The sequence below is a fragment of the Corynebacterium lehmanniae genome (genome assembly GCF_043161975.1).
GTDB lineage: Bacteria > Actinomycetota > Actinomycetes > Mycobacteriales > Mycobacteriaceae > Corynebacterium > Corynebacterium lehmanniae.
In genome coordinates this window covers 1,388,882-1,413,100 of record NZ_CP170998.1, presented here as the reverse complement: position 1 = coordinate 1,413,100, position 24,219 = coordinate 1,388,882, and the positions used below count along the sequence as shown (strand labels likewise).

The 24,219-nt window shown below is 66.0% G+C and carries 21 protein-coding genes, 1 tRNA gene and 1 pseudogene; 10 read left to right on the top strand and 13 right to left on the bottom strand.

The features are described 5' to 3' along the window. Positions 1-2 precede the first annotated feature (2 nt). From ACF3NP_RS06780 to ACF3NP_RS06770, 3 genes are all read left to right on the top strand, one after another. Positions 3-830 carry an aldo/keto reductase gene (locus ACF3NP_RS06780; RefSeq protein ID WP_239355692.1) on the top strand — a complete coding sequence of 276 codons (828 nt, stop codon included), beginning with the start codon at positions 3-5 and terminating at the stop codon, positions 828-830. 210 nt (positions 831-1,040) lie between these two features. Further along, positions 1,041-1,379 carry a DUF485 domain-containing protein gene (locus ACF3NP_RS06775; RefSeq protein WP_181890168.1) on the top strand — a complete coding sequence of 113 codons (339 nt, stop codon included), beginning with the start codon at positions 1,041-1,043 and terminating at the stop codon, positions 1,377-1,379. A gap of 3 nt (positions 1,380-1,382) precedes the next feature. Beyond that, on the top strand, positions 1,383-3,032 hold the full coding sequence (locus tag ACF3NP_RS06770) for a solute symporter family protein (RefSeq protein ID WP_392398518.1): 1,650 nt from the start codon (positions 1,383-1,385) through the stop codon (positions 3,030-3,032). Between the two features lie 59 nt (positions 3,033-3,091). On the opposite strand, the gene ACF3NP_RS06765 is transcribed toward ACF3NP_RS06770, so the two are convergent. After that, positions 3,092-3,925 carry a DUF1906 domain-containing protein gene (locus tag ACF3NP_RS06765; protein ID WP_392398517.1) on the bottom strand — a complete coding sequence of 278 codons (834 nt, stop codon included), beginning with the start codon at positions 3,923-3,925 and terminating at the stop codon, positions 3,092-3,094. Between the two features lie 16 nt (positions 3,926-3,941). After that, on the bottom strand, positions 3,942-4,640 hold the full coding sequence (gene trhA / locus ACF3NP_RS06760) for a PAQR family membrane homeostasis protein TrhA (RefSeq protein WP_239307687.1): 699 nt from the start codon (positions 4,638-4,640) through the stop codon (positions 3,942-3,944). A gap of 118 nt (positions 4,641-4,758) precedes the next feature. On the opposite strand from trhA, the gene ACF3NP_RS06755 reads away from it, so the two are divergent. Next, positions 4,759-4,834: transfer RNA gene (locus ACF3NP_RS06755), tRNA-Arg, on the top strand. Positions 4,835-4,927: 93 nt separating this feature from the next. Here the strand turns inward: ACF3NP_RS06755 and ACF3NP_RS06750 are convergent. Further along, positions 4,928-6,121 carry an IS481 family transposase gene (locus ACF3NP_RS06750; protein ID WP_392398516.1) on the bottom strand — a complete coding sequence of 398 codons (1,194 nt, stop codon included), beginning with the start codon at positions 6,119-6,121 and terminating at the stop codon, positions 4,928-4,930. Positions 6,122-6,287: 166 nt separating this feature from the next. After that, on the bottom strand, positions 6,288-7,358 hold the full coding sequence (locus ACF3NP_RS06745) for a GNAT family N-acetyltransferase (protein WP_392398515.1): 1,071 nt from the start codon (positions 7,356-7,358) through the stop codon (positions 6,288-6,290). A 59-nt stretch (positions 7,359-7,417) separates the two neighbouring features. Here ACF3NP_RS06745 and ACF3NP_RS06740 point away from each other — a divergent pair, with 59 nt between their 5' ends. Then, positions 7,418-8,014, top strand: coding sequence for a TetR/AcrR family transcriptional regulator (locus ACF3NP_RS06740; RefSeq protein ID WP_392398514.1), 597 nt, complete (start codon positions 7,418-7,420; stop codon positions 8,012-8,014). Positions 8,015-8,327: 313 nt separating this feature from the next. Here ACF3NP_RS06740 and ACF3NP_RS06735 read toward each other — a convergent pair whose 3' ends face one another. Then, positions 8,328-9,362, bottom strand: coding sequence for a hypothetical protein (locus tag ACF3NP_RS06735; RefSeq protein ID WP_392398513.1), 1,035 nt, complete (start codon positions 9,360-9,362; stop codon positions 8,328-8,330). Here ACF3NP_RS06735 and ACF3NP_RS06730 point away from each other — a divergent pair. Then, a pseudogene (locus ACF3NP_RS06730) lies at positions 9,361-10,778 on the top strand (phytoene desaturase family protein). The gene ACF3NP_RS06735 and the pseudogene ACF3NP_RS06730 overlap by 2 nt on opposite strands. Here ACF3NP_RS06730 and ACF3NP_RS06725 read toward each other — a convergent pair. Genes ACF3NP_RS06725 through ACF3NP_RS06710 form a run of 4 tightly spaced genes read right to left on the bottom strand, consistent with a single transcriptional unit; the run spans position 10,779 to position 13,108 of the window. Then, entirely contained in the window at positions 10,779-11,063 is a 285-nt protein-coding gene (locus ACF3NP_RS06725; RefSeq protein ID WP_269509487.1) for a glutaredoxin domain-containing protein, read from the bottom strand. It abuts the pseudogene before it with no gap. A 1-nt stretch (position 11,064) separates the two neighbouring features. Further along, positions 11,065-11,544, bottom strand: a complete 480-nt coding sequence (locus ACF3NP_RS06720) for a dihydrofolate reductase (protein ID WP_392398512.1) — start codon at positions 11,542-11,544, stop codon at positions 11,065-11,067. Next, positions 11,541-12,338, bottom strand: a complete 798-nt coding sequence (locus ACF3NP_RS06715) for a thymidylate synthase (protein WP_269509483.1) — start codon at positions 12,336-12,338, stop codon at positions 11,541-11,543. Before ACF3NP_RS06715 ends, ACF3NP_RS06720 begins: the two co-directional genes overlap by 4 nt. After that, positions 12,335-13,108, bottom strand: a complete 774-nt coding sequence (locus ACF3NP_RS06710) for a 3'(2'),5'-bisphosphate nucleotidase CysQ (protein ID WP_070472938.1) — start codon at positions 13,106-13,108, stop codon at positions 12,335-12,337. Before ACF3NP_RS06710 ends, ACF3NP_RS06715 begins: the two co-directional genes overlap by 4 nt. A gap of 30 nt (positions 13,109-13,138) precedes the next feature. On the opposite strand from ACF3NP_RS06710, the gene ACF3NP_RS06705 reads away from it, so the two are divergent. Continuing rightward, positions 13,139-17,806, top strand: a complete 4,668-nt coding sequence (locus tag ACF3NP_RS06705) for an ATP-dependent helicase (RefSeq protein ID WP_392398511.1) — start codon at positions 13,139-13,141, stop codon at positions 17,804-17,806. A 22-nt stretch (positions 17,807-17,828) separates the two neighbouring features. Here ACF3NP_RS06705 and ACF3NP_RS06700 read toward each other — a convergent pair whose 3' ends face one another. Together ACF3NP_RS06700 and ACF3NP_RS06695 are read right to left on the bottom strand one after the other, a co-directional pair. Beyond that, a complete protein-coding gene (locus tag ACF3NP_RS06700) occupies positions 17,829-19,397 on the bottom strand; it encodes an HNH endonuclease signature motif containing protein (RefSeq protein ID WP_392398510.1) in 1,569 nt (522 codons plus the stop codon). A gap of 89 nt (positions 19,398-19,486) precedes the next feature. Beyond that, positions 19,487-19,723, bottom strand: a complete 237-nt coding sequence (locus ACF3NP_RS06695) for a YciI family protein (protein ID WP_239307331.1) — start codon at positions 19,721-19,723, stop codon at positions 19,487-19,489. 10 nt (positions 19,724-19,733) lie between these two features. Between ACF3NP_RS06695 and ACF3NP_RS06690 the strand changes: the two genes are divergently transcribed. Genes ACF3NP_RS06690 through ACF3NP_RS06680 form a run of 3 tightly spaced genes read left to right on the top strand, consistent with a single transcriptional unit; the run spans position 19,734 to position 21,726 of the window. Next, positions 19,734-20,570, top strand: a complete 837-nt coding sequence (locus tag ACF3NP_RS06690; protein WP_311389577.1) for a DNA-formamidopyrimidine glycosylase family protein — start codon at positions 19,734-19,736, stop codon at positions 20,568-20,570. After that, complete coding sequence (locus tag ACF3NP_RS06685) at positions 20,570-21,472, top strand: hypothetical protein (protein WP_392398509.1); 903 nt, start codon at positions 20,570-20,572, stop codon at positions 21,470-21,472. The genes ACF3NP_RS06690 and ACF3NP_RS06685 overlap by 1 nt, the downstream gene beginning before the upstream one ends. Further along, complete coding sequence (locus ACF3NP_RS06680; protein ID WP_392398508.1) at positions 21,469-21,726, top strand: hypothetical protein; 258 nt, start codon at positions 21,469-21,471, stop codon at positions 21,724-21,726. Before ACF3NP_RS06685 ends, ACF3NP_RS06680 begins: the two co-directional genes overlap by 4 nt. A gap of 67 nt (positions 21,727-21,793) precedes the next feature. Here ACF3NP_RS06680 and ACF3NP_RS06675 read toward each other — a convergent pair whose 3' ends face one another. Together ACF3NP_RS06675 and pgi are read right to left on the bottom strand one after the other, a co-directional pair. After that, on the bottom strand, positions 21,794-22,423 hold the full coding sequence (locus ACF3NP_RS06675; RefSeq protein WP_392398507.1) for a DedA family protein: 630 nt from the start codon (positions 22,421-22,423) through the stop codon (positions 21,794-21,796). A 113-nt stretch (positions 22,424-22,536) separates the two neighbouring features. Further along, positions 22,537-24,174: a glucose-6-phosphate isomerase gene (gene pgi / locus ACF3NP_RS06670; RefSeq protein WP_392398506.1), complete on the bottom strand. Its 1,638-nt coding sequence runs from the start codon at positions 24,172-24,174 to the stop codon at positions 22,537-22,539. Positions 24,175-24,219 lie beyond the last annotated feature (45 nt).

The window sequence follows — 24,219 nt, the reverse complement described above, 5'->3', positions numbered from 1 at the left end:
CCATGCGCATCCCGGTCACCACACTTAACGACGGCTACGATTTCCCCCTCCTCGGCTTGGGCACGTACAAGCTGACCGGCGACGAGGTGGAGCCCATCGTGCGCACCGCCATCGAGCTCGGCTACCGCCACATCGACACCGCGGCGCTCTACGACAACGAGGTCGAGGTGGGCAAGGCCATCAACGCCGCGATCAAAGCCGGCGACGTCACGCGCGAAGAACTGTTCGTGACCACGAAGCTGTGGAACGACGACCAGGAGCGCGTGGCCGAGGCCTACCACGAGTCGCTCAAGCGCCTCGACCTGGAGTTCATCGACCTCTACCTCGTGCACTGGCCGTGGCCGCAGCACGGCACCTACGTCAAGGCCTTCGAACAGATCGCGGAACTGCAGGGCATGGGCCGGCTGCAGTCCGCTGGCGTGGCCAACTTCTACCCGGAGGTGCTCGACGAGATCATCGCGGCCACCGGCATCACCCCGGTGCTCAACCAGGTGGAGCTGCACGCCGGGTTCACCCAGCCCGAGCTGCGCGCCTACCACGACGAGCACGACATCGTGACCGAGGCGTGGGCGCCGCTCGCGCGCGGCGGCAACTTCGACGACCCGGCCATTCAGGCAGTGGCCGACAAGCACGGAGCCACCCCGGCGCAGGTCTCGCTGGCCTACCTGATGCAGCTCGGCTGCTCGGTGGTGCCGAAGACCGCCAACCCAAAGCGCCTGGAGGAAAACCTCGGCGCGGTGGGCATCACGCTGGATAGCGAGGATGTCGCCGCCCTTGATGGGGTCGCAGGCGAGCGCCTCTCGGGCGACCCGCTGACTTTCCCGGGGTAGGGGGGGTGCTGTTTTAACCACCCGGTTGCGTTGATCGCAGCCGGGTGGTTTTGCATTGCTGCGATTTTTCCTGGGAGAAAAATTAAAGCGATTTACGGAACAACCAACATGTGACTGTGTGGTGGGTTACATTCACATTGTTGAGTCGGAGATCACATACTTCCGGCGCGGCAAAGACCTAATTCCCGTGCACTAGAAAGGATCGAGGCCATGGCCGGTTCCACCGCTGTCCCGCAACGCCGCGAGCCAACTCCTGACGAGTTCGTGGCCATGCAGCAAAGCCCCGAATTCCAGGACCTGCGAGGCACGTTCCGCGGATTCACCTTCCCGGTGATGATCGCGGCGTTCCTCTGGTACGTCTTCTACGTCGTCTTCGCCACCTTCGCCCCCGACGTGATGGCCAAGGACTTCCTCGGCCTCAACGTCGGTCTCTGGCTCGGCTTGGCGCAGTTTTTCACCACGTTTTTGATCACTTGGATCTACGTGAAGTGGGCGAACAAGAACATTGAGCCGCGCGCGGCTCACATCCGCGAAGAGATGGAGGGCTAAACCATGCAGACCCACCTGCTCGCAGCCGAAACCGGGCAAGAAACCGGCAACCCGCTGCTCAACATCGCCATCTTCGGCGCCTTCATCGTGGTCACGCTCTACATCGTGACGCGCGCCGGTAAGACCACGAGCGAATCGGCGGACTTCTACACCGGCGGTGCGTCGTTTAGCGGCACGCAAAATGGCCTCGCCATCGCCGGCGACTACCTGTCAGCCGCGTCCTTCCTGGGCATCGTCGGTTCGATCGCGCTCAACGGCTACGACGGCTTCTTGTACTCCATCGGCTTCTTCGTCGCCTGGCTGGTGGCGCTGCTGCTGGTGGCCGAGCCGCTGCGTAACGTCGGACGCTTCACCATGGCCGACGTGCTGTCGTTCCGCCTGCGCCAGAAGCCGGTGCGCGTCGCCGCCGCGTTCGGCACCCTGTTCGTGTCGCTGTTCTACCTGATCGCCCAGATGGCCGGCGCCGGCTCGCTGGTGTCCGTGCTGCTGAACCTGCACTCCTTTACCGCGCAGGCGATCTGCGTGGGCATCGTCGGCGTGATCATGATCATCTACGTCCTCGTCGGCGGCATGAAGGGCACCACCTACGTGCAGATGATCAAGGCCGTGCTGCTCATCGCTGGCGTGCTGATCATGTCGGTGCTGGCGTTCATCATGGCCAAGGGCGGCCTGACCGCGGTGTTCAACCAGGCCATCGACACCCACTCCGCCTCCAGCTACCTCGCGGAGAAGGGCTACCAGGCCGAGGAGATTATGAAGCCGGGCCTGAAGTACGGCAAGACCACCACCACCAAGCTGGACTTCGTCTCCCTCGGCCTGTCGCTGGTGCTCGGCACCGCGGGTCTGCCGCACGTGCTGATGCGCTTCTACACCGTGCCCACCGCCAAGGAAGCGCGTAAGTCCGTGACCTGGGCGATCGTGCTCATCGGTTCCTTCTACCTGCTCACCCTGATCCTGGGCTACGCTGCGGCCGCCTTCGTCGGCCCGGACCGCATCCTCGCCGCCCCCGGCGGCGCGAACTCGGCGGCCCCGCTGCTCGCATTCGAGCTCGGCGGCTCCATCTTCATGGCGCTGATCTCTGCGGTCGCCTTCGCGACGGTGCTTGCGGTGGTCGCCGGCCTGGCCATCACCGCCTCGGCCTCCATCGCCCACGACGTCTACGACGCTGTGCTTCGCGACGGCCAAGCCACCGAAGAAGAGCAGGTCCGTGTCTCCCGCATCACCGTGGTGATCCTGGGCATCGTCGCCATCATCCTGGGCATCCTCGCGATGCAGCAGAACGTGGCCTTCCTGGTCTCCCTGGCGTTCGCCACCGCGGCGTCCGCGAACCTGCCGACCATCCTGTACTCCCTGTACTGGAAGCGCTTCAACACCACCGGTGCGGTGGCGTCGATCTACACCGGCCTGATCTCCGCACTGGTGCTGATCGCCCTGTCTCCGGCGGTCTCCGGCAGCCCGACCGCGATGTTCCCCAACGCCGACTGGTCCATCTTCCCGCTGACCAGCCCGGGCCTGGTGTCCATCCCGCTCGGCTTCCTCGCCGGCATCGTGGGCACCTACCTGGGCAAGCCCGACAACTTCGACGAGCTGCAGGCCGAGATGGAGGTCCGCTCGCTGACCGGCGTCGGCGTCGAAGCTCCCGTCGACCACTAGAGCGCCGCTTGAGTTGGCAATAAAAATGGCCCGGTTTGCCCGGGCCATTTTCTGTTGCGCTACCTCCTGAATAATGAGGACGAGAGCTGGCTGCTGCCCTGGAGCAGGTTGGACCAGTCGTCCGGCGTCATGTCGGTCAGCGTGGAGGCCTGCCCCGGGGTCCACTGGCCCCAGTCGGAGGTGTAGACGTTGTTGATGTCCACCTGCACGCCCTGGATGTTCGCCTGCCAACCGGCGACCTGGTGGATGTTCGCGCGCGAGTGCACCTTGCCGCGGGAGCCCCAGTCGTGCTGCCAGAAGTAGGAGCCGATGCCGTCTTCCAGGCACCAGGCGATGGTGTAGTAGTTGCCGTACACGCCGAGCTGGTACCCGGCGGCGTTGAACGCGGTGCCCATGGCCTTCAGGTACGGGTTGATCTGGCTGTTGAACTGCTCGAGGGTGGGGTTGTCGTCGATGGCGACGTAGATCGGGCGGCCTTGCGGGCCGCCGGCGGCGGTGTGCAGCGCCATCGCCTTCGGGGCGTGGGCGGCGGCACCGAGCGCGCCGCGCTTCCAGTCGGCGGTCTCTGCGCGGCCGAACTGGTACACCGACGCGACGGCGAGGCCGTTGGCCTTGTAGTCGCGGGTCTCGCCGATGGTCACCGGCTTGCCGCGCATCCACTCGGCGCCGGGGCGGCGGTCGGAGACGTAGCGCACCGCGCCCATGTGGCCCGCAGCTTTCACAGCGCTTGCCGACGGCACGCCAGCCGAATAATCCACCACCGTGCCAAGCACCCGGCGCTGCTGAGCCTGGGCGGAGGGGGAGAGGGCGGCTGAGGCACTGCCGGCGAGTGCTGCGGTGGCGGCTGCGGCGCCCGCGGACTTGAGGAACGTGCGGCGATTAAAGGTAGTCACATGTGTCACTCTAGTCTCATTGGCCCACAACCACCATCCAAATGGCCACAAGGTGGCACACGGCGGCGACGACGGTCGCGGTGTGGAAGTGCTCGTGGTAGCCGTAGTAGCGCGCGGAACGCCCCGGCCACTTGAAGCCGTACACCAGTGCGCCGAGCGTGTAGACCACGCCGCCGGCGAACAGTAGCCACACCACCGCGGGGCCGGCCGAGCTCCACAGTGTTGGCAACAGCGGCACAATGATCCAGCCCAGCCCCACGTAGACCACGACGTCGAGCCACCGCGGGTGGTTGATCCACACCAGGTTGAGCACGGCCCCGCCGATGCCGCCCGCCCACGCCACCGCCAGCATGATCGCGGCGGTGCGCGGCTCGAACACGATCAGGCACAGCGGGGTGTAGGTGGCGGCGATGAACACCGAGATGGTGGCGTGGTCTGCTCGGCGCCACCACTGCACCGCCCCGGGCGAGCGCCAGGGCCAGCGGTGGTACATCGCGGAGACGGCGAACAGCAGCACCACGCCGGCGCCGTAGATGGTTACGCCGAGGGCCTGCGGCCACGGCAGGGTCATCCAGCCGAACGTGATCAGCACGGCCGAGGAGATGGCCGACAGGGCGGCGGCGACGAGGTGGAACCAGCCGCGCACGGCTGGCCGGTCGCCGCGGTCCGCGACCACATACGTGCGCTGGACTTGGCCTGTCTTGAGGGCGGTCATGGGCACCTCGCAGGGTAGGGGGCTTTTAGCTCAAACCCTACCGGACCGTAGGTTGCGGCGGAAGGGCTTGCGAGCCTGTTTTCGGCGCGGGCAACCGCTGCGGTACTCTTACGCCGTTGCCTCCGTAGCTCAGTGGATAGAGCACTTCTCTCCTAAAGAAGGTGTCGTAGGTTCGATTCCTACCGGGGGCGCCATTGTCATGAGTCGCGTCATGCTTGACGCCTGAGTCGCGACATGCTGGACGGACCGGCATCCCAGTTGTTTTTATTCTGGGGTGCCGGTTTTGTTCATTTGGGGCGAAGTGGTGGGTCACCGTGTTTCCAGTAGGCCTTTTGGTAGTCGCGGGCGGTGTCGATGTAGTGCTCGGTGATGACTTCTCCGGTTTCGGCTAGTGATGTGATGACGTGGTTGTCGGTGATAACCATGAGAATTTTCTTGTGTTTGTAGGCGCGTCCGATGCCGAGGTGGAAGAGTTTGCCGGCGTAGCGCACGGTGACTTTGCCGTTTTTGTCGACTGTGTCGTTTCGGGTTCGCCATTCTTCTTTGGGGTTGTCGTTGGGTGTGGCTTTGACTCCGGTGGTGTATGCCTGCTGCGGGGTGCGTCTGCCCAGGGCGCGGTGGGGCCGGGTGCAGTTGTAGTATTGGCGAAACTCATTGAGGAGTTGTTGCAGCTCAGCAACTGTTTGTGCTGTGGGTCGGGCCTTGATCCATTTTTTGAGGGTTTGGTGGAACCGCTCAATTTTTCCTTGGGTTTGGGGGTGGCCGGGCCGGCCGTTTTTCTGTTGGATTTTGTGTGCGACGAGCACTTTTTCAAACGCGTTTCTTCCACCTTTGCGCCCGGCTAGGCGGGCGGTGAACACCAAACCGTTGTCCGTCAGCGTGGATGCTGGTGGGCCGTACGCGCCGATCAGGCGGGTGAGTTCGGCGGCGACGGCGGGGCCTGTAAATGCGGCGGCCGCGGTGATTGACAGCAAGTATCGCGAGTGGTCGTCGAGGAAGTCGAGGACTTCGACTCGTGTGTTGTCGGCGAGGAAGAGGTGGGTGATGTCGGCTTGCCAGCATTCGTTGGGCATTGCGGCTTCGAAGCGGATGTAGGAGCTTTTTGGCTTCTTTTGCGGCTGCGGGGTGATCAAGCCTTCTTTGGTGAGGATGCGGCGGATCGTTGAAGTTGACGGGGCACGTTTGCCGGCCTGTTCGAGGTGGTAGGCGATGGTTTCGGGTCCTGCGTCGAGTCCGTGCCGGGTGAGTTGCTTGCGGATGCTGATGATGTCGTTGCTTAGTGCTTCCGGGATGGCGTGCGGGTGGGTGTGAGGGGCACGCGATTTCGGTGCGATTGCCTCGGCGCCGCCTGCGTCGTAGGCGTTGAGGATCTGGTGGACACGTTGGCGTGAGATGCCAAAGCGCTTGGCGACGCTGGTGGGTGTGCCGCCTTGGTCTCTGACGGCTCTGACGATGGCGAGATTACGGTTGGGACTGTTCATAGCGTCAAACATGTCCCGACTCACCAGTCAAGCGTCACCGACACGGCTGAGGTAACCCTAAGTGTCAACAATGACGCGACTCACCTGTCAAGGATCACAACGCCTTCCGCAGGCACACCCCGTCAAATATGTCGTGACCTCAGGCACTACCGGGGGCGCCATTGGCTTAGCTCTCTGAGGCAAGCCGCGCGTAGACGAGGGTGTCGGTCCATTCGCCCTTGCTGTACCAGTCCTGGACGTGATGCGCTTCGAGCCTGAGCCCGACGCGGCGGGCGAGTGCTGCTGAGGCGTTATTGCGCGCATCCATCTGTGCCGTGATGCGGTGGAGGCGATAGTGGTCAAACCCGAGGGCAAGGACCGCTCGGACGGCTTCGCTGGCGAAACCTTGTCCTCCAAACTTCGGGTTCAGAACCCATCCGATTTCACCCTGGCGGTGCTCCTTATCGGTGAGCCACAGTGCGACGTCTCCGATGGGGGCGCCGTCATGCTCGATGACCAGTGCGAGCGCGCCGGCCTCGTCGTCGAGACCGGTCTTGGCTAGGCGCTCGCCGAGCTTTTCTCGCGCGACTTCCGCGGTCCACGGCTCGTCCAGCAGGTAGCGGGCAACGTCAGGTTGTGCATAAAGGTTGTGGAGCCAACTGGCGTCGCCTCGTTCGTGGAGTCGGAGCTGGAGCCGTTCCGTCGCCAACGGCCACTGGTGGGCAGGCGCGAGGTCACGCTGATAATGGAGCAACTCCTCCTGCAGCCCCGCGGGCGTGGTTCCTACGCTTCTCCCGGTCTCGCGGAATCCTGCACTGGTCAAACACCGCTGGGAAGGCTCGTTCTCTGGAAGTGTGCGTGCCGTCAAAGTCCGAAGCCCACTGTCGCGGGCGAAACGCGATGCCAATTCGAGCGCCCGGCGGGCGTGTCCATTTCCTCGCGCATCGGGATGGATCCAGAACCCGACCTCGGCGGCCTCGGGGCTGATGTCGAAAAGTACTAGGGAGCCCACGAACTGGTTCGTCGCAGCGTCGGCAAGTGCGAGGACCGCCAGCGTGCCGGACGAGAGGCCCGCCGCGATCTCTCCGCGGATCAACCGTCGCACGGATTCGGGGGTGTAGTCGGGTTCGGGTAAGTGGCCGAAGCGCAGCACGGCTTCATCTTTGGTTCCGCTTGCGTACGCGTCCGCATCTCGCTCGGAGAGGGGCCGTAAGCGTGTGCCCTCATGGACGATCGGGAGCTTCGTGGCATCCAACATGGTGCAAAACTAACATAGGACGGATAGTTGCTGCGGACATGTTTGGTTAGCCTGGTGGGGTGAGCTACTGGGAACACCGAAAACCTGTGCAACGCCACCGCGCCGTGGACATCGCGGAGATTGCGAGGGTCTCGGTGAGACTGCTGGATGAAGGTGGATTGAGAGCGCTCACCCTCAGAGCTGTGGCGCAGCAGGTGGAGGTCGCTCCCGCCAGCTTGTATTCCCGCGTCGAATCAGTCGACGACTTGTTTGACCTCGCCCTCGACACAGCGCTTGCAGACGATCCAGTTATGAACGAATCGATCCGCAACGCCGACCTGTCTACCCTGATGCAAGATTTCTTCTCGCATCTCACAGCCCACCGGTGGGCAGGCCAAGTCATCGGGATGCGGGCACCCAGGGGCCCTGCGTACCTGGCGCTTTCTGAGCGTATGTGCGTGCTGCTCGAGCGAGCGGGCGCTCCGGATCCGTTGGGAACTTCCTACCGGTTATCAAACCTAGTGATCGGCGCCGCCCTGACCGCTCCCATGGCGCCCGACGAAAGGCGCGTTGCCATCGACCCGGAGCAGGCCCCGACCTATGCGTGCCTCCATGCGGCGCACCACATCAGCCCACGTGAGATCCTCTCCGAGGGCATCTCGGCACTTCTGTCTTGAGGAGGTTTCTGAATGGGATCCAGGTTTGAAATGGGCTTCGGCGGGGCACTTGCCGCGCGAGAGGAAAATGGAGCGCCATGGGTTCCGCCATGGTGGCAGAGTTTCGTTATCGTGCCTCTCGCTGTAATCGCCATGTACGTTGTGTTTCCTGTTAACGACGGTTCCGGCACTTGGCTTTCAAACATGCTCATTCCAGTCGCCTGGACTCTTGGCGTGTACTACAGCTTCATCTTGCCGATCTTTCACTTCCGCAGGTATCGATGGAATAAGAAACACGGCAAGTAGTTGGTCACGCGCCACCTACCCGCCCAAACTACCGGTTAAACGGCTTCGAAACCCAGGTGAACGGCCGGTCCAGCAGGGTGGTGCCGAGCTTGGAGGGGGTCAGCTCGAAGGCGTCGGTGGTGCCGTCGATAGGCGAAAGCTCGAGCCCATCGCCCTGAGCGCGCCAGGTGAACTCCAGCGTCTCCTCGATGGGGCCGCGCGGGGCGGCGTTGACGCCGTCGTCGGTCATGGGGGCGGTGAGCTGGATGGTCACGCGGTCGCCGTCGAGAGTGTAGAAGCCTTCGTGGAGGTCGCCGGAGGCTCGTCGCACGGCAGCGAGCCCGTGGAAGTCGCCTTCCGGGGTGTCGCCCTCGACCCGGTAGAAGTTGCCGGCCTCGAAGCCGTCGAAGGAGCCGAACGCGATCTCGGACCAGCGGCGGTCATCCGCGAGTACAGGCGCGGGATCGATGTTGCCGCCGGCGACCGAGTACACGCCGGACAGCTCGGTGCCCTCGCGGTCGAGCGCCTTCGGGATGCCGTTGACCATCACGAATCCGCCCGCGCCGAGCGCGACCACCGCGGCCACGGCGGGGAAGAAGCGGGTCACGCGGTGGACCTTGTCGTTGGTGATCACGCGCGGCGGCTCCACGGCCTCCGTCGCACGTCCGGCGAGGAAGCGGAACAGCCGCGGTAGCCACGGCGCCAGCACCAGCAGGTACAACAGCGCCTGGAAGGCCGAGGGGATCTTCACGGGCACGTCGAACGTCATGTTCAGAAGCCACACCACGGCCAGATCGATGAAGCCGATCAGCCCGCCGAGCCACGCAGTGCGCCGCCACAGCAGCAAGATGGCGGCGATGAATTCGGCCAGGCCGGCGAGGAACTGCACGACGGGGGAGAAGCCCATGAAGGTCCACAAAAGCCCCATCGGGGACTTCTCGCCGAGGGTGATCAAAAGCTCCGGGAAGTCCGGCTTGCTCATCTGCATCAGCCCAAGTTTGAATACTGCGTACGGCATGAGCAGCCCAAACGCCGCCATGCGCACGACCCAGTGCAGTGCCCAACCAATCTGTTTCGCGTTCATGGGCAGCAGTCTAGCTAGCATTGGCACGGTGAAACCTTTGGCAGTTGTCGTCGGCGCCGGGCCCAACGGGCTCACGGCCGCCGCGCGCCTCGCGGTCAGCGGCTGGCGGGTGGAGGTGCTTGAGCGCTCGGGCGAGGTCGGGGGCGCGGCGGCAACGCAGAAGCTTTACGACGCCACGCTGGTCGACCTCGGCGCCGCCTGCCACCCCTTCGGGGCCGCCAGCCCGGCCTTCCGCGCGCTGCGGCTGGAGGACTTCGGGGTGCGCTGGCTGCGCGCGCCGTACGAGATGGCGCACCCGCTGGGCAGCGGCGCGGCGGTGCTGGCGGGCACGCTGGAGGAGACGGCGGCGGGGCTCGGTGCCGATGGCGGGGCGTGGGAGCGGCTGCATGGGCCTGTGGTGGAGCACGTGGACGACCTCCTCGAAGACGTGCTGGCGCCGATGCCGCGCCTGCCCCGCCACCCGGTCGCGCTGGCTCGGTTCGGCGCGCGCGGGCTGTGGCCGGCCACCGCGCTCGGGCGCGCCGCGTTTCGCACCGAGGAGGCCCGTGCCCTGTTTGCCGGCAGTGCGACGCACGCGATCACCTCGCCGGCGCGGCCGTTTACGGGGGCGTTCGGCCTGCTCTTCGGGGTGCTCGGCATGACGCGCGGGTGGCCGGTGGCGGAAGGCGGCTCGGGCGCGGTCACGGCTGCACTGGCCAGAATCGTCGAGGAGCACGGCGGTCAGATCCGCCGCGGCGAGGAGGTCCGCGCGCTCCCGGACGCGGACGCGGTGATCCTCAACCTCACCCCGAAGCAGGTGCTGCCTCTCGACGGCACGTCGCTGCCCGCCCGCCGCAGCCGGTCCATGCGCCGGTGGCGCTACGGCCCCGGAGTACACAAGGTGGACTTCCTGCTGGATGCCCCGGTGCCGTGGGCCGATGCCAGGGTAGGTAAGGCCGCGACGGTGCACGTCGGAGGCAGCGCAGACGAGATCGTGCGGGCCGAAAGGGAAGTGGCCAGGGGTATCATGCCCGAGCGGCCGTTCGTGATGGCGGCGCAGCAGTACGCCGCCGACCCCTCGCGAGGGCTGGTGCTGTGGACCTACGCCCACGTCCCGCACGGCTACCAGGAGCGCCACCCCGGCGAGGTGGCGGAAAAGATCACCGCGCAGATCGAGCGGTTCGCGCCGGGATTTAGGGCGGTGGTCCGGGAAAGAGAGAAACGCCCCCGCGCGAGCTGGAGGCGTGGAACCCCAACCTCGTCGGCGGCGACATCGCCGGCGGAGCCATGGACGGGGCGCAGCTGCTCGCCCGCCAGCCGCACCGGTTGCGCAAGGGGCTGTACATGGCCTCGTCCTCGACCGCGCCCGGCGCCGGGGTGCACGGCATGCCGGGGTGGTGGGCCGCCGAGGCAGCAATGAGGGACTTCGGAGGTTAATTACTCCTCGCCGGTGAGCTCGCGCAGCTTCGCGCGCACCGCGGAGGCCTCCGGGTTGGTGGCATAGGTGCCGTCGGAATACAGCACGGTGGGCACGATGCGGTTGCCGTCGTTGACGGACTCGATCCAGGCGTTGACCTCGTCCATCCCGTCGGCGTCCGCGTCGACCAGGTCGTACGGGGTCTCGGTGCGGTCGAGGCGCTCGCGCAGCTTGCGGCAGAACGGGCACCAGTCCGCGGCGAAGATGGTCACGTGCGAGGAGGTCTCAGGTGCGGCAACGGTCATGTCAAACCCTTTCAAATCGTTGGAACTTGTAGCGCAGCCCGGTCGTGGAGGTCTGCCATTCGCCGTCGCGGACCAGCTCGAAGGCGTCGTCGATGCGGGGCGCGTGGACGGCTTTGTTTGCGGGGAGGTCCGGATGGACGTCGATAAGTGTGCGCTCGATGACATCCACCTCGTCGAGGGTGGCCTCGTAGACCTGGGCGCCGCCGATGATCCACGCGTCCGACTCCAGGTCCGGGATGTCGCGGCACACGGACGCGCCGTCGGACCACTCGTCGTCCTCGCGCGAGGACAGCACGATGTTTTTACGCCCCGGCAGCGGCTTGACCGGCAAGGATTCCCAAGTGCGGCGCCCCATGATGATGGGGCTGCCCAGGGTGGTCTCCTTGAAGTGCTTGAGGTCCTCGGGCAGGTGCCACGGCATGCCGGCGCCGTCGCCGATGATGCCGTCGAGGCTTTGGGCCCAGATTGCGCCCAAGGTCATACGGACACCTCCGCCTTGATGGTGGGGTGCGGGTCGTAGCCCACAACCTCGATGTCGTCGAAGTCGTAGTCGAAGATCGACGCGGCCTTGCGTAGGCGCAGCTGCGGGTACTCGCGGGCGTCGCGGGAGAGCTGTTCGCGCACCTGGTCGAGGTGGTTGTTGTAGATGTGGCAGTCGCCGCCCGTCCAGATCAGCTCGCCGACCTCGAGGCCCGCCTGCTGGGCGAACATGTGGGTCAACAGCGCGTAGGAGGCGATGTTGAACGGCACGCCGAGGAACATGTCGGCGCTGCGCTGGTACACCTGCATACTCAAGCGGCCGTCGGCGACGTAGAGCTGGAACAGCAGGTGGCAAGGCATAAGCGCCATCTTGTCCAGCTCGGCGACGTTCCACGCGGAGACCAGGTTGCGGCGCGAATCGGGGTTCTCGCGCAGGGTGCGCAGGACCTCTTCGATCTGGTCGATGTGCCCGCCGTCGGGGGTGGGCCAGGAGCGCCACTGCACGCCGTAGACGGGGCCGAGCTCGCCGTTTTCGTCGGCCCACTCGTTCCAGATGCGCACCCCGTTGTCCTGCAGCCAGCGCACGTTGGAGTCGCCGCGCAGGAACCACAACAGCTCGCCGACGACGCCCTTGAAGTACACCTTCTTGGTGGTCAGCAGGGGAAAGGACTCGGAAAGGTCGTAGCGGATCTGGCGGCCGAACACGCTGCGGGTGCCGGTGCCGGTGCGGTCGCCCTTCTCGGCGCCGTTTTCCAAAACGTCGCGCAGCAGGTCCTCGTACGGGGTGGAAATCACTTGGCTACTCCTTCAAAGGTGCCGTGCTCGTCGTGGTAGCGGGCGGCGGCGTCCAGAATGTCGTCGGCAAGCTCGGGCCGGCAGATCACAATATCGGGGATGTAGGTGTCCGCGTTGTTGTAGCGCAGCGGGGTGCCGTCGAGGCGCGAGGCGTGCAGCCCCGCCGCGAGCGCGACACCCACGGGCGCGGCCTGGTCCCACTCGTACTGGCCGCCGGCGTGGACGTAGGCGTCGTAGTCGCCCAGCAGCACGTGCATCGCCTTCGCGCCCGCCGAGCCCACGGGTTGCACCTCAAAGTCCAAGGCTTGGGCGACATGCTTCGCGACGGCCGGGGGCCTGTTCCTCGACATTGCCACCTTGCCCGCGAACGGCCCGGAGACGTGGCGGACGTCGGAGGACTTGAACACGACACCCAAATCCGGCAGGCCCACCGCGGCGTGGGTGGGCACCCCGTCCTCCACGAGTGCGACGTGCACCGCCCAGTCTTGGCGGCCGGTGGCGAACTCCTTCGTGCCGTCGAGGGGGTCGACGATCCAGACCCTGTCCTTGGACAGGCGGTCCTGGTTGTCGGCGGCTTCCTCCGACAGGAAGCCGTCGTCAGGCCTGTGCTGCGAAAGCACCCTGGAGATCCAGCTTTGGGCGAGCTCGTCGCCCGCCTCGCCGAGCTCGCGGCCCCGCAACAGGCCCACGCCGCGCACGCCTTTGAGGATCTCGCCGGTGCCCTCGGCGATGAGGTTGGTCAGCCGGGAATCCGAGTACTGAGCAGTCATGCAACCGACTCTACCGCTAAGGTTGGCGTGATGAACGCGCCGATCCTCAGCCGCTTCCACCCGCAGGTGGCCCAGTGGTTCGGGGACGTCTTCGCGGCGCCGACCGCGGTGCAGGAACAGGCGTGGCGCGCGATCTCCGACGGCGAAAACGCGCTGGTGGTCGCACCCACGGGCTCCGGTAAGACGCTCGCGGCGTTTCTGTGGTCGCTGAACTCCTTGGTGGAGCGCGCCGGGCAGCAAGCCTTGCCTATCGACGGAGCTTCCGCCTCCACCCACGGCGGCGTGCGAGTCCTGTACATCTCGCCCCTGAAGGCGCTGGGCGTGGACGTGGAGAACAACCTGCGCGCGCCGCTGGCGGGCATCGCGCGGGTGGCGCAGAAGCTGGGCCGCGACATGCCGGACATCTCGGTCGGGGTGCGCTCCGGCGACACCCCGCAGTCCGAGCGCAACCGGCAGGTGCGCAAGCCCCCGGACATCCTGATCACCACGCCGGAGTCGCTGTACCTCATGCTCACCTCGAAGGCGGCGGGCATCTTGCAGACGGTGGACACCGTGATCGTGGACGAGATCCACGCCCTGGCCGGCACGAAGCGCGGCGTGCACCTGTCGCTCTCGCTCGAGCGGCTGCGGCGGCTGGCGGGGGACTTCCAGCGGGTCGGCCTGTCGGCCACGGTGCGCCCGATCGAGGCGGTGGCCAACTTCCTCGGGCCGAAGACCACGATCATCAACCCGCCGGCCGAAAAGCGCTGGCACCTCGACGTGCGGGTGCCGGTGGACGACATGTCCGACCTGCCCGTGCCGGAGGACGCCTCCACGATCGGGGACGCGGTCTTCGACGACGCGCTGGACGAGGCTCCACAACCGGGTGCGACCAACTCCATCTGGCCCCACATCGAGCGCGCGGTGTACGGCGAGGTGATGGCGCACCGCTCCACCATCGTGTTCGTGAATTCGCGCCGCACCGCGGAGCGGCTGACCAGCCAGCTCAACGAGCTGTGGGCGAAGGAGCACGACCCGGAGGCCCTGTCGCCGCCGACCCGCCGGCCGCCGGCGCAGCTGATGAAGTCGGTGGACACCGCCGGCCACGCCGCCAACGTGATCGCCCGGGCCCACCACGGCAGCGTGAGCAAGGACGAGCGCGCCCAGACCGAAACGATGCTCAAGGAGGGCACCTTGCGCGCGGTGGTGTCCACATCCTCGCTGGAGCTGGGCATCGACATGGGCGCGGTGGACCTGGTCATCCAGGTGGAGTCGCCGCCCTCGGTCGCCTCCGGGCTGCAGCGCGTGGGCCGCGCCGGACACACCGTCGGTGCGGTCTCGGAGGGCACCTTCTACCCGAAGCACCGCGCCGACCTCGTGCAGACCGCGGTGACGGTGCCGCGGATGCGCGAGGGCCTCATCGAGGAACTGCACACCCCGCGCAGCCCGCTCGACGTGCTGGCGCAGCAGACCGTGGCGGCGGTCGCGGTGGAGGACCTCGACGTCGACGAGTGGTACGACACCGTGCGCCGCGCCTGGCCCTACAGGGGCCTGGCGCGCGAGGTGTTCGATTCGGTGATCGACCTGGTCATCGGCGTCTACCCGTCCACGGACTTCGCGGAACTGCGGCCCCGCGCCATCCTCGAAGGCACCACACTCAAGGCCCGCCCGGGCGCCCAGCGGGTCGCGGTGACCAACGCCGGCACGATCCCGGACCGCGGCATGTTCGGCGTCTTCCTGGTCGGCGCGGACGACAAGGCGCCCCGCCGCGTCGGCGAGCTCGACGAGGAGATGGTCTACGAGTCCCGCGTCGGCGACGTGTTCACCCTCGGCGCCTCCAGCTGGCGCATCGAGAACATCACCCGCGACCAGGTCCAGGTCAGCCCCGCGCCGGGCCACACCGGCCGGCTGCCGTTCTGGACCGGCGACGGGCTGGGCCGGCCCTATGAGCTGGGCAAGGCGCTGGGCGCGTTTCGTCGAGAAGCAAAAAGCTCCTTGGATGCGAGCCTGGACGAGCGGGCGCGGGCCAACCTGCTGCAATACCTGGAGGAGCAGGAGGAGGCCACCGGCATCCTCCCGGACGAGAAAACCCTGGTGCTCGAGCGCTTCACCGACGAGCTGGGGGACTGGCGCGTGGTACTGCACACCCCGTTCGGCAAGGGCGTCAACGCGGCGTGGGCGCTGGCCACCGGGTGGCGGGTCGCGCAGGAAACCGGCATGGACGCCCAGGCGGTCGCGGGCGACGACGGCATAGTGCTGCGCCTCCCGCAGGGCGACAAGGAGCCGGACGGGGCGATCTTCCAGTTCGACGCCGACGAGATCGCCGACATCGTCACCGAACAGGTGGGCAACTCCGCCCTGTTCGCCTCCCGGTTCCGCGAGTGCGCCGCCCGCGCCCTGCTGCTGCCGCGGCGCAACCCCGGCAAGCGCGCGCCGCTGTGGCAGCAGCGCCAACGCGCCGAGCAGTTGCTGGACGTGGCCCGCAACTACCCGAGCTTTCCCATCATCCTCGAGACGGTGCGCGAATGCCTCCAGGACGTCTACGATCTCCCGGCGTTGCAGGAGGTCATGCGGGACATCAACACGCGCCGGGTGCGCATCGCCGAGGTGACCACGGACCAGCCCAGCCCGTTCGCCTCGTCGCTGCTGTTCAACTACACCGGCGCGTTCATGTACGAGGGCGACACCCCGCTGGCGGAGAAGCGGGCGGCGGCGCTCTCGCTCGACCCGTCGCTGCTGGCCAAGCTGCTCGGCACCGTTGAGCTGCGGGAACTCTTGGACGCGGACATCATCGCGGAGGTGGACGCCACGCTTCGCCGGCTCGGCCGCGCTTCGACGAGCGAGCAGTTCGCCGACACCCTGCGCATCGTGGGGCCCGTGCCTATCGACGAGCTCCGCCTCCACACCGAAGTCCCCCTCGAGTCGTTGGAGCAGGCCTTGGGGGCGCGGATGATGCGGGTGCGCATCGGCGGGCGCGAGCACGTCGCCCAAGTCCTCGACGCGCCGCTGCTTCGCGACGGCCTCGGCGTGCCCGTCCCGCCCGGCGTCGCCGCCCAGGTGCAGACCATCCCCGACGCGCTGGCGCAGCTGGTGGGCCGCTGGGTGCGCACCCGCGGGCCGTTTACTCTGCGTGATTTGGCCGACGCGTTCGGCCTGGCGGTCGGCGCGGCGCACGCGGCGCTGCAGCCGCTGGTGGACAAGGACAAGGTCATCCCGGGCCGCTACCGGCAGGGAGTCGAGGAAGAGGAATACGTCGCGGCCGAGGTGCTGCGCATCATCCGCACCCGCTCGCTGGCGGCGGCGCGCGCCCAGACCCGGCCGGTGTCGCAGTCTGCTTATGGACGGTTCCTGCCCGCGTGGTCGAACGTCGCCCCGGTGGGGGTCACGCCTGCTTTGCGCGGGGCAGACGGCGTTTACTCGGTGCTGGAGCAGCTCGCCGGGGTGCGGCTGCCGGCCAGCGCGTGGGAGTCCCACATCCTGCCGGCCCGGGTTGGCGACTACTCGCCGGTGATGCTCGACGAACTGACCGCCTCGGGCGAGATCGCCATCGTCGGCGCCGGCAAGGCGGGCGCCCGCGACCCGTGGATCATGCTGCTGCCCGCGGACTACGCCGCCCAGCTCGCGCCGCAGGTCGACGAACCACTGCTGTCACTGACCCAATCCCAGGTGATGGAGAAGGTGCGCCGCGGCGGCGGGTTCCTGTTCACGGACCTGCTCGAGCCCACCACCACGACCGAGGAGCTGCGCGAGGCCATGTGGGACCTGGTCGAGGCCGGGTTTTTGGCCCCCGACTCGTTCGCGCCGATCCGGGCGCGGCTCGCCGGCGGCAAGGCGGCGCACAGGGCGAGGCGGAGGCCGTCGAGAAGCAGGGTGCGCTCGGGGCGGACCTCGTTTGCGGCGAGTGTGCCGCCGGACATGGTGGGGCGGTGGTCGCTGACGCCTACGCCTGACGACGACGCGACCCGCCGGTCGGTGGCTCTGGGCGAGTCGCTGCTGGACCGCTACGGGGTGGTCACCCGCGGCTCGGTGGTCGCCGAGGACATCCTCGGCGGGTTCGCGCTGGCCTACAAGACGCTGTCCGGGTTCGAGGCGTCCGGCAAGGCGATGCGCGGCTACCTGGTGGAGGGGCTCGGCGCCTCGCAGTTTTCCACCCCGGCGACGATCGACCGGCTGCGCGGCCACCAGGACTCCGACGACGTGGTCGGCTGGCCCTCGGGGGCCCGGGAGCCGCACGTCCACGTGCTGGCGGCGACCGACCCGGCGAACCCCTACGGGGCGGCGCTGCCGTGGCCGGCGCAGGGGCCGACCCGCTCGGCGGGCGCGATGGTGGTGTTGGTGGATGGGCTGTTGGCCGCCCACGTCACCCGCGGCGGTAGGACCATGACCACGTTCTTCGACACGTTTCCGGACGGGGTCGGCGACCCGATGCCGCTGGTGGTCGGCGCCCTTACCGACGCGGTGCGGGCCGGCCGGATGCAGCCGCTGGCCGTGGAAAAGCTCGATGGCGGGCCCGCCTTCTCGCTGAAGGAGTACGGGGCGACGGCGACTCACAAGGGCGCGAAGATCGGCGGGCGCGCGTCGGCGCCCCCGAAGCGGCGCGGGCGCAGCGTGGCGGAGGCGCTGGGGGAGCTCGAAGACGACGAAGGCAGTGACGGCAACGGCCTAGGCACGCGCGACGGCGCGCGAGGCCCTGCCGAAGGTCTCACCTTCGACGATTAATTCAGGCTGCGGCGAATGCCTTTTAGGGCCGCATCGGCATGCGGTGACCAGGGCGATTGGGACGGTGGTTTGGCTGATTCGCATGGGCAGCATGACCCGCGCGCCCCGGCGGTGGGGAGGTGGGCCAGTGCGTTTCCACAGGTGGCGGCGCCGACGCTGAGGCTCGTTTCGCCTTGATCCGGTTGACCGCCGAGTGCATGGCGGGGTCCGTGGTGTTGGTGTGGCGGGTGCCGTCGGCTTTGACCAAAACGGCACCGCCGGTGTCGGGGTCGTAGTCCATGTAGCCCTTGTTGAACGAGCCGTCCCTGCGGTCGTTGTTGCACCTGTGGTGGGTGGGGCACAGGCCGGTGAGGTTCTCGATGTCGGTCGCCCCATACCGCAACCAAGAGATGATGTGGTGGGCCTCGCACTCGCTCATGGAGGTCGTGCAGCCGGCCCAGGAGCACACCCCCTGGACTGCGAACATGGCGATGCGCTGGCCCACCGACGCGAGCCTCCGCGACCGGCCCAGGTGCAGCGGCACCCCGGAAAGCCCGTCGACGGTGAGCAGGAAGTCGCTCGTGCCGTCCATTCCGAGCCGGACCAGGTCGAAGGCGTCGAGCTCCACCCCGACGTTGGTTTGGAACAGGGTGTTGGCGTCGGCCTCGGCGAGGTCGTCGAGCGTGACGGACACGACCACCGACGCGGCACCGCCGTTCGCGGCCTGCTGGCCCTCCTCGTACTGGCGCAGGATGGACATGTACTGGTCGTAGCGGCGCTGACCTTTCGTGCGCGGGTCCCGGTCGCCCTGCAGTTCCTCCGGGATGTTGGAGTTCGGTGACAACCCCTTGTCGGTGAGTGCCTTGTAGAGCGCGTAGTCGGCGCGGGTCATCGACAGCGTCACGTCGAAGGTGCCGTCCACGTTCTCCCTGCCCAGCGAGGCGTCGCGCTTTTCAAAGCCCGCGTTCGGGTTCGCCTTCACGTGGGGCTTGTTGGCCTCGGCGACCAGGCGCTTCACAAACAGCCGTAGGTCCTTCTCGTCGCGGTATTTCGCCTGCTCCATCGCGCGGGCGTAGATGCGCATCCGCTCGCCCTCGGCAGCCTTGAGCAGCTTGTCCAGCTCGCGGCGGATGATGTCCTGCTTGGCGGCCGGGACCTCGTCGGCACGCTTGCGCGCCTCCTCCTGGTCCTTGCGGCGGCGCTCCGCTTCCTCCTCGGCGGCCTTGCGCGCGGCCTCCTCGGCAGCAAGGCGGTCATCTTCAGTGCAGTCCTCTTCGAAGAAGAAGTCTTCAGGCTCCGGAGGCTCCGGCGGAGCATCGAAAAGCGCCTTCGCCCGTGCGATGCGGTTGTACGCCTCGCCGCGCGAGATGCCGAGCTTCTCGGTCAGGTACGCGTCCGGGTGGTTCGCGCCGACCAGCTTGCCGGCGTCCGCCAGCACGCACGCCTGCGCGAAGGCGGCGTCCACGTAGGCCTTCTTATCCATCGCGCGTTCGAGGCGCGCGATGTCGCGGGTGATGGTGGCGAGGGGGAGGGCCGATGGATCGTCCAGAAGCTGGCGCAACTGCGACAGGCCGTCGGCGACCTGGTCCACGAGCTCGGCGATTCCGTTCATGACACCCTCCTTTCCGCAACATTTCGCGGGTGTTGGGTGTCAATGTAACAACGCGTCCGACACGTAAAACTCAAATTCGAACAAACATTCTAAACTAGCTGCTTCACCAGGTGATTCGCCGCCGCAAGGCCAAGTCGAGGATTCGCCTCGCGCACGTCTTTCACCGCGCGCACAAACTGCGCCTTTGGGTCCGTGCCGGTCTCCGCGAGCACCCCGCGCGCCCACTCGACGGCAGCATCCATGTCCGGGAAGAAACCCACGAGCGACTCTTCCGGCGTCGGGCCGGTGTTAACAGTGTTGAAGATCTTGCGCAGAAATTGGAACATAGACCCCACTATGCCCGAAGGTGATTCCGTCTATCAGCTGTCAAAGCGCCTGCAGTGGATGCAAAACCGCGAAGTGACAGCCACCAGCATCCGCGTCCCGCGCTACGCCACCGTCGATTTCACGGGCATGACCTGCGAGCGCGTCTGGCCGCACGGCAAACACCTGTTTATGCAGTTCGCCAAAGACGGCTACCAGCCGCAAATCCTGCACACGCACCTGAAAATGGAGGGCACGTGGGCCATGCACCGCGCCGGCACCAGGTGGAAAAAGCCCGCTCACGCCGCCCGCGTGGTGCTTTCGCTTAGCGACGAACCAAAGGCCGACATCGAACTCGTCGGCTTTTGGCTCGGGCTGGTCCGCGTCTTCCCGGCCAGGGAATACCAACAAGAAATGGGCTACCTCGGCCCGGACCTGTTGGACCCGGACTTCGACCTCGACGAGGCGGTCAGGCGCATCGAAGCTGAGCCCGGCCGCGAGATCGGCCGCGCCCTGCTGGACCAGCGCAAGCTCGCCGGCATCGGCAACGAGTACCGCGCGGAGATCAACTTCCTGGCTGGAACCCATCCGGCAGAGTTGGTGCGAGACGTGGACGTCGAGAAGCATGTGCGCCTCGCGCGCAGACTGATGTGGGCGAATAAAGATGCCCCCGTCCGCGTGACCACGGGGATCAAGCGGGCGGGGGAGACGAGCTACGTGTTCGGCCGCAACAACAAGCCGTGCAGGCGGTGCGGCACGCTGATTACCAAGGGCTTCCTCGGCGGGGAGGGTGACCTAGAGCGGGTTATTTGGTGGTGCCCGCAGTGTCAGCCTGAGCCTTGCTATATTCCGAGGCGAAAGGGGGAGTGATGTTTGACTTTGATTTCTTCAAAGAGAAACGCCCGTGGAGCAAGCAGGAGATTAACGAACTGGGGGAGTACTTTGCGGGATGGGCGGAGATGCCCGCCGAAGCCTCAGAAATGATCTATTGGCATGATGAGATAGCCAGGCGCACAGCTGCATCATGCGCGGATTTTGCGAAGAAGCTTTTCGGTGGAGAAGGCCAGCGTCCGGACATCGTCAGCGCCTACCGGGTCAAGTCACAATCAACTATCGGTGACAAAATCCGCAGATCGAAAAAGGACCCGGGTGCGAATGTTCAGTTGGGCCGGATGTGGGATTTCGCGGGAGCACGAATTACAGCCAACGTGCTTCACGATGATCTTCGCTACCTGGGGTACGAGCTCCGTCGACGGCTAGTCGCGGAAGGGCATCGCGTCACTGAGCGGGACTACATCGCGCGTGCTCAGCCCGGCGGCTACCGCGCCCTTCACTTGATTATCGACTCAGCCGCGGGAATCGTTGAGTTGCAACTACGGACTTTGCTTCAGTCTGAGTGGGCCAACGCTTTTGAAAAGCTGGCAGATAAGACTGGGCGTCGAATCCGTTATGAAAGGAATTATCGGCCAGAAAACAGGGAGCTTGCTGAAGTCGCCGCTCACCTCGGGTCTATAGCGAGTGACATTCACGACATGGAGCGGACGCGAGCTGCGAGCAACCGGCACAGTCAGACCTCAATGAGAAATCTTGCAACTATACCTCCGGGGCTTCCATTGAATCCTCGGTTGCATGAGTTGCGTTCAAGATCTTTCGAAGCGCTGTCGCGATCCGAGACTGCCGCTGGTGAGCATGCGTCACGTATCCTGAGCCTCATCGATTCGTTGCGAGTCCTTTCCCAGAGCCTTAGCGCATACGAGACTGAAAGTGAGTGAAGAAAATGAAGCACTTCCTCATCGTGTTTAACCGGAAAACTGGTGAGCGTGACATCACGGAATACAAAGATTCTCGTGAAGCGATTGTCCAGCGTCTCGCTGAAGAGCAATCCAACGACAACCCTGACGTTGAGATTGTGGTGATCGGGTCGCCTTCGCTCGAAGATCTGAAGGTGACGCACTCCAGGTACTTCCGGGTTGAGGAGCTGCCTGACTTCGCTGAGTACTGGACGAAACGCGAAAAGGTCTCCTGAAACGATAAAGCGGCCGCCACACCTGTGACCGACCGCTTTGGACCGTAAATCTTTTACGCTAAAACTCTTACGCTGACCTCTCCGCGTTCTTGTCCCGCACCGCACGGCGGATGAAGAACACCAAAAAGCCGAGGATGATCAGCAGCAGCACGACATAAATCACGTTGGAGTAGGTGTCGGCGTACTCGGTGGCCTTCTCCCAGTTGTCGCCGAGGACGAAGCCCAGGTAGATCAGGATGGCGTTCCAGATGCCGGAGCCGAGGGTGGTCCACAGGCCGAAGGTGACCAGGTTCATCTTGCCCAGGCCGGCGGGGATGGAGATCAGCGAGCGCACGCCGGGGATGAGGCGGCCGAAGAACACGCTCGGCTTGCCGTACTTGGTGAAGAAGTTCATCGCGGCGTCCACGTCGGAGGCGCGCACGAGCCACATCCAGTCGGCGATCTTGCGCAGCCGCTCCAGGCCCAGCCACACGCCGATGCCGTACAGCACATACGCGCCGATGACGGAGCCCAGCACGGACCAGATGAACACATTGACCATGTTCAGCGAGCCCTGCGCGACGGTGAAGCCGGCGAGCGGCAGCACCACCTCGGATGGGATGGGCGGGAAGAGGTTCTCCAAGAGGATCGCGATGCCGACGCCGGGGGCGCCGAGGGTCTCCATGAGGCCCACAATCCAGTCGATGATGCTCTGCATTGGGCCTATCTTGCCCTACTCAACCTCGAGCGTCCAAGTGTGCACCGGCGCGTCTGCCTGGGAATTTTTCATGTACTGGCGTAAAACCCGCGCGAGCCCATCGGCGTCGCCCATTAGCGGTGCTCCCGGTACCAAGCGATAAGGCTGTCGGTGGAGGAATCGCCCGTGTCCGGCGCCTCTTCGCCCGCGACGGCGGCGGCGAGGTCGTTCGCCTGCGCCTTGCCCAGCTCAACGCCCCACTGGTCGAAGGCGTTGATGCCCCAGATCGCGGCTTCGACGAACACGATGTGCTCGTACAGCGCGATCAGCGCGCCCAGGCTGAACGGGGAGAGCTCCTCGGCCAGAATCGTGGTGGTGGGGCGGTTGCCCGGTATCACCTTGTGCGGGGCCAGCGCGTGCGGCACGCCTTCGGCCTCGATCTCCTGCTGGGTCTTGCCGAAAGCCATGACCTTCGTTTGCGCGAAGAAGTTGCCCATGAGCAGGTCGTGCATGGAGCCCTCGCCGGTGGCGGTGGGCAGGTCCGCCCGGGGCTTGGCAAAGCCGATGAAGTCCGCCGGCACGAGCGTGGTGCCCTGGTGGATCAGCTGGAAAAACGCGTGCTGGCCGTTGGTGCCCGGCTCACCGAAGTAGATTTCGCCGGTGTCGTGGTCAACGCTTGCGCCGTCGATACGCGTGTGCTTGCCGTTGGACTCCATGGTCAGCTGCTGCAGGTACGCGGGGAAGCGGGCGAGGTCCTGCGAGTACGGCAGGACCGCGTGCGTCTGCGCCTTGTGGAAGTTGCGGTACCAAATGTTCAAAAGCCCCATCAGCACAGGCACGTTCTCCTCGAACGGAGCGTCACGGAAGTGCTGGTCCATGGCGTGGAAGCCGTCGAGCATCCGCATGAAATCCTCCGGGCCGATGACGGCCATGAGGCTGAGCCCGATCGCGGAATCCATGGAGTAGCGCCCGCCTACCCAGTCCCAGAACGGGAACATGTTCGCGGTGTCGATGCCGAACTCTGCCACCTTTTCCGCATTGGTGGACACAGCCACGAAGTGCTTCGCAATCGCGGATTCGTCGCTGCCGAACTGCTCGAGCAGCCAGCGCTTCGCGGCGTGCGCGTTGGCCAGCGTCTCCTGGGTGGTGAACGTCTTGGACGCGACGATGAACAGCGTTTCTTCCGCATCCACCTCAGCGAGCACACGCGTCATATCCGCCGGGTCCACGTTGGAGACGAACTCGGCGGTGATGCCAGCAGTAGCGTAGGTACGCAGCGCCTTCGCGGCCATGGCAGGGCCCAGATCCGAGCCGCCGATGCCGATGTTGACCACCTTGGAAATCGTCTTTCCGGTGTGGCCCACCCACTCGCCGCTGCGCAGCTTCGTGGCGAACTCGCGCATCTGCTTCAGCACCGCGTGCACGTCCGCGGTGACATCCTGGCCGTCCACCTCCAGCTGGGCGTCCTCGGGCGCGCGCAACGCGGTGTGCAGCACCGCGCGGTCCTCGGTGGAGTTGATGCGCTCGCCGCTGAACATCGCCTCGATGCGGTCTTTCAAGTCCGCTTCTTCCGCCAGCGAGAGCAATTGCTTTGCGACGTCTCCGTCCACCAAGTTCTTCGAAAGATCGACGCGGAGTCCAGCCGCGTCGAACGTGTAGCGCTGCGCGCGCTCAGCGTCCGCCCGGAACAGGTCCCGCAGGGTGGTGCGGGACTTTTCGGCGTGGAGTTTTTCCAGCTTGCCCCAGCTTTCGGTGGACGTGATGTCGTGCATGTCAGCCTCCCAGGTGGCGGTCCAGGTTGCGGTTAGGTTGTCCTG